We start from the raw sequence: 3,483 nt of genomic DNA on the forward strand, positions 1-3,483 counted from the left end.
GCGCCACTCCTCGAAGGCCGCCCGGTCCAGGATCGTCGAGTAGGCGAAGTACAGCTTCGAGGCGGCCGTCTCCGCCTGGTTGCGCGCCTTCATCACCTGGTCGTAATGCGAATCCATCCGTGACTCCCTCGTCCCGCGGGACGCCTACCGCGTCGACTCCTCGCGCAACGCCCCGAGGATGCCGCCCACGTCCAGGCGCGCCGTCTTGACGAACAGCCGTAGCGCGCGCTCCACGTGCTCGGCAAGCGTCGCCATCTTCTCCAGGCGCGCCAGGTGCTCCGGGGGAACGTTTCCGGCCTGCTCGGCCAGCCGGCGCGCCTCGGACAGGTCCGCGCGGATGCGCTCGATGAAGCCCGCCTCCCGCTCCTCCACCACGTGCGACACCATGCGGATGAGGTCCGTCTCCGCCCCGTAGCGCCACGCGCTGTCCTGTGGCATCCGCACCCGCCGCACCACGCCCCAGCGCTCCAGATCCCTGAGCAGCATGGACACCCCGCCCTTGGACAAGTCGAGCTCGCGCTCGATCTCCCCGGCGGTGAGGGGCTCGCCGCGCAGGTACAGCAGGGCCCAGACGCGGCCCTGGTTGCGCTTGAAGCCCCAGAACTCGATCACGTTGCCCACCGCGTCCACCGCGATGGCTTCCCAGGGAGCGAGCCGACCGTTGCTGGGGCTCTCGCCCCGGCCCGCTTCGAGACCGCCCGTCCACAGGTAGCCCTTCATGCAGCCCGGCTCCGCTCCTGCGCCTGGGTGGACATGCCCACCGACAGCTTGCGCGCCCAGTCCACCAGCTCCAGCCCCGTGCCCTGCTGCGCGTAGGGCCCGAGCGCGTCCACCGCCCCGTCCAGCTCCGCGTTCATCCGCTCCAGGGCCAGGTCCACCGCGCCGGTGGCCTCGATGGCGTCCCCGATGGCGCGGGTGCGCTCGGGGTTCACCGTGGTGAAGGCCCAGGCGTCCTTCAGCTTGCCCTTGAGGGTGCCGTCGCGCGCCACCGCCAGGAGGATGGGCAGCGAGGGCGTCCCCGAGAGCACGTCCGCGTAGCGCGGCTTGCCCGGGTCCGTGCCGAGCACGTCGCGGATGTCGTCGGCGATCTGGAAGGCCACGCCGAAGCGGCGACCGAACAGGTCGAAGCGCTGGGCGGCCTCGGGCTGGCCGGCGAGCGTGGCGGCGGCGCTGCCGCACCAGCCGAAGAGCGAGCCCGTCTTGCCCTCGGCGATGAAGCGCAGGCGCTCCAGGGGCAGGTCCAGGTTGCCGCGGGCCTCCACCTCGGTGATGGCGGCGCGCGACATCTCCGTCACCACGGCCAGGGCGCTCTGGGTGATGCGCGCGTCCAGGTGGGACAGGCGGTGCAGCGCGGTGGAGAGGATGAGGTCTCCGCTCATCACCGCGACGATGTTGCCCCAGCGGGCGTTCACCGTGGGCTTGGCGCGGCGGTACATGCCGGCGTCCACCACGTCATCGTGCAGGAGGCTGGAGGAGTGGATCATCTCCGAGGCCCCCGCGACGTCCACCAGCTTCTCGGGGGCCACGCCCACGGCGCCGCCGAACAGGCGCACCAGCATGGGGCGGGCGCGCTTGCCGCCGGTGCCGATGCACAGGTGGCGCGCGGCCTCCATCAGCGTGTCACCCTTGACGCCCGGGCCCACCTCCCCGTCCGCCAGCATCGAGCCCAGCCGCTGCTCCACGCTCCCCAGAAAATCCGCCAGCTCACGCGCGAGTTCCATGTACCCCTCTCCTCTGCGCCCGTTCATATAGTTCAAGACCGTGTGAACTGCACCTGTTTGCTGCATGGGCAGGCGGCCTTTGGGGGCCGGAAGGGGGGCAGGCAGGCGCGGGGGGTCGGTTTGAGTGGGCGCGGTGCGTCGTGAGAGAGACTTGGGCTCCATAACCCCTCGGGATTCCGAGTGTCCCTGGACGCCGTGCGCCGCAACCTCCTCCGCAGCTTCGCCGCCCTCGCCGCCGCCGTTCCCCTGTTCAGGCCTGGAAACTCGCTGCCGGGCGCCGGCGCACCCGGGGTGTCGAAGGCTGGCACGGCGCGTCAAACCCTGCGCGGCTCCCTGCGGGCCTCGGTGTCCGAGGGGATTGTGGCGGAGGTGTTCACCGCGTGCGCGGGGGCCACGGTCCTCACCGGCTGGGCGCTGGCGCTCAAGCTGGGGCCCTTCCTGGTGGGGGTGATGACGGCCCTGCCCTTCTTCGCCCAGTTCATCCAGTTCCCGGCGGCGTGGCTGACGTCCACCTTTGGCTACCGGCGGGTGGCCCTGGTGGCGGTGTGCCTGTCGCGGCAGGTGATGCTGCCCTTGTGCGTGCTGCCCTGGCTGCCGCTGACGCTGGAGGGGCAGCAGCGGCTGCTGGTGGCGGTGGCGGGGGTGTCCGCGGTGCTGGGCGTCATCGGCAACAACGCCTGGGTGGCGTGGATGGGGGAGCTCGTGCCCGAGCCCTTCCGGGGGCGCTTCTTCGGCCGGCGCACCGCGCTGTGCACGCTGGGCGGCACGGTGGCCTCGCTGGTGGCGGGCGTGCTGATGGACAAGCTGCGGCCGCCCGAGGGCGTGGGCCTGGGCCTGCCGCTGCTGGCCGCGCTCGCGTGCGTGGCGGGCGTGGTGACCACGGTGCTGATGGCGCGCCAGCATGATCCGGCGCCGCGCAAGGAGAAGGTGAAGCTGGACTTCCACGTGGCGCTGCTGCCGCTGCGGGATGAGCGGGCGCGCCGGGTGCTGGTGTACCAGGTGGCCTGGAACGCGGCGGTGGGCCTGTCGGCGCCCTTCTACGCCTTCCACATGCTGAAGAACTTGAAGATGGGCTTCCTGACGATGGCCCTGTACCTCGCGGCGGTGGCCGGGATGCGCATCCTCGCCGCGCCGCTGTGGGGGCGCATCATCGACAGGCTGGGCGCGCAGCCGGTGCTGCTGGCGTGCTCGCTGGGCATCGGCGTGGTTCCCGCCATCTGGCTGTTCCCCACGGCCACGTTCCTCTGGCCGCTGCTGCTGGACGTGGTGCTGGCCGGAGTGCTCTGGGGAGGCCATGGGCTGGCCAGCTTCGCGCTGCCACTGTCGGTGGCGCCGCGCCAGGGCCGGCCCTTCTACCTCGCGGCGTTCTCCACCGCGGGCGGGCTGGCCTACGCGGCGGCCTCGGCGCTGGGTGGGGGGCTCGCGAGCCTGGTGCCCGCCGAGTTCACGCTCGGGGGCCACCTGTGGGTGAACCTGCACGTGCTCTTCGCGCTGTCGGCGGTGACGCGGGTGGCCGCGGCCTTCCTGGCCATGCGCATCGTCGAGCCGGGCGCGCGGCCGGTGAGCTCCCTGGGGGCGCTGACGTCCCTCGTGGGCGGCCAGCTCCGGGCCCGAGCGATGCCGGTGCCCGCCCCGGCCCCAGTGCTCGCAGACCCCCAGTCCGCCAACGTGGAGTCCTGACCCTGCTACTGGGCGAGGTCGTCCAGCACTTCGGACAGGGTGGTGGCGTTCAGGGACCGGTCGAACCAGTGGTCGAGGGTGG

At 72.2% G+C, this 3,483-nt stretch carries 3 protein-coding genes and 1 pseudogene; 1 reads left to right on the forward strand and 3 read right to left on the reverse strand.

The features are described from left to right. From VF697_RS16425 to VF697_RS16435, 3 genes and pseudogenes are all read right to left on the reverse strand, one after another. Positions 1-117: pseudogene (locus VF697_RS16425) on the reverse strand (gamma-glutamylcyclotransferase); the annotation flags it as partial. A gap of 27 nt (positions 118-144) precedes the next feature. Next, positions 145-720 (reverse strand): GbsR/MarR family transcriptional regulator, encoded by a 576-nt coding sequence (locus tag VF697_RS16430; RefSeq protein ID WP_331096034.1) that lies wholly within the window; start codon positions 718-720, stop codon positions 145-147. Next, on the reverse strand, positions 717-1,721 hold the full coding sequence (locus tag VF697_RS16435) for a polyprenyl synthetase family protein (RefSeq protein WP_331096036.1): 1,005 nt from the start codon (positions 1,719-1,721) through the stop codon (positions 717-719). Before VF697_RS16435 ends, VF697_RS16430 begins: the two co-directional genes overlap by 4 nt. 180 nt (positions 1,722-1,901) lie before the next feature. On the opposite strand from VF697_RS16435, the gene VF697_RS16440 reads away from it, so the two are divergent. Beyond that, positions 1,902-3,401: an MFS transporter gene (locus tag VF697_RS16440; protein ID WP_331096038.1), complete on the forward strand. Its 1,500-nt coding sequence runs from the start codon at positions 1,902-1,904 to the stop codon at positions 3,399-3,401. Positions 3,402-3,483 lie beyond the last annotated feature (82 nt).

Origin of the sequence: Archangium sp. (assembly GCF_036388035.1) — a bacterium.
Taxonomy (GTDB): domain Bacteria; phylum Myxococcota; class Myxococcia; order Myxococcales; family Myxococcaceae; genus Archangium.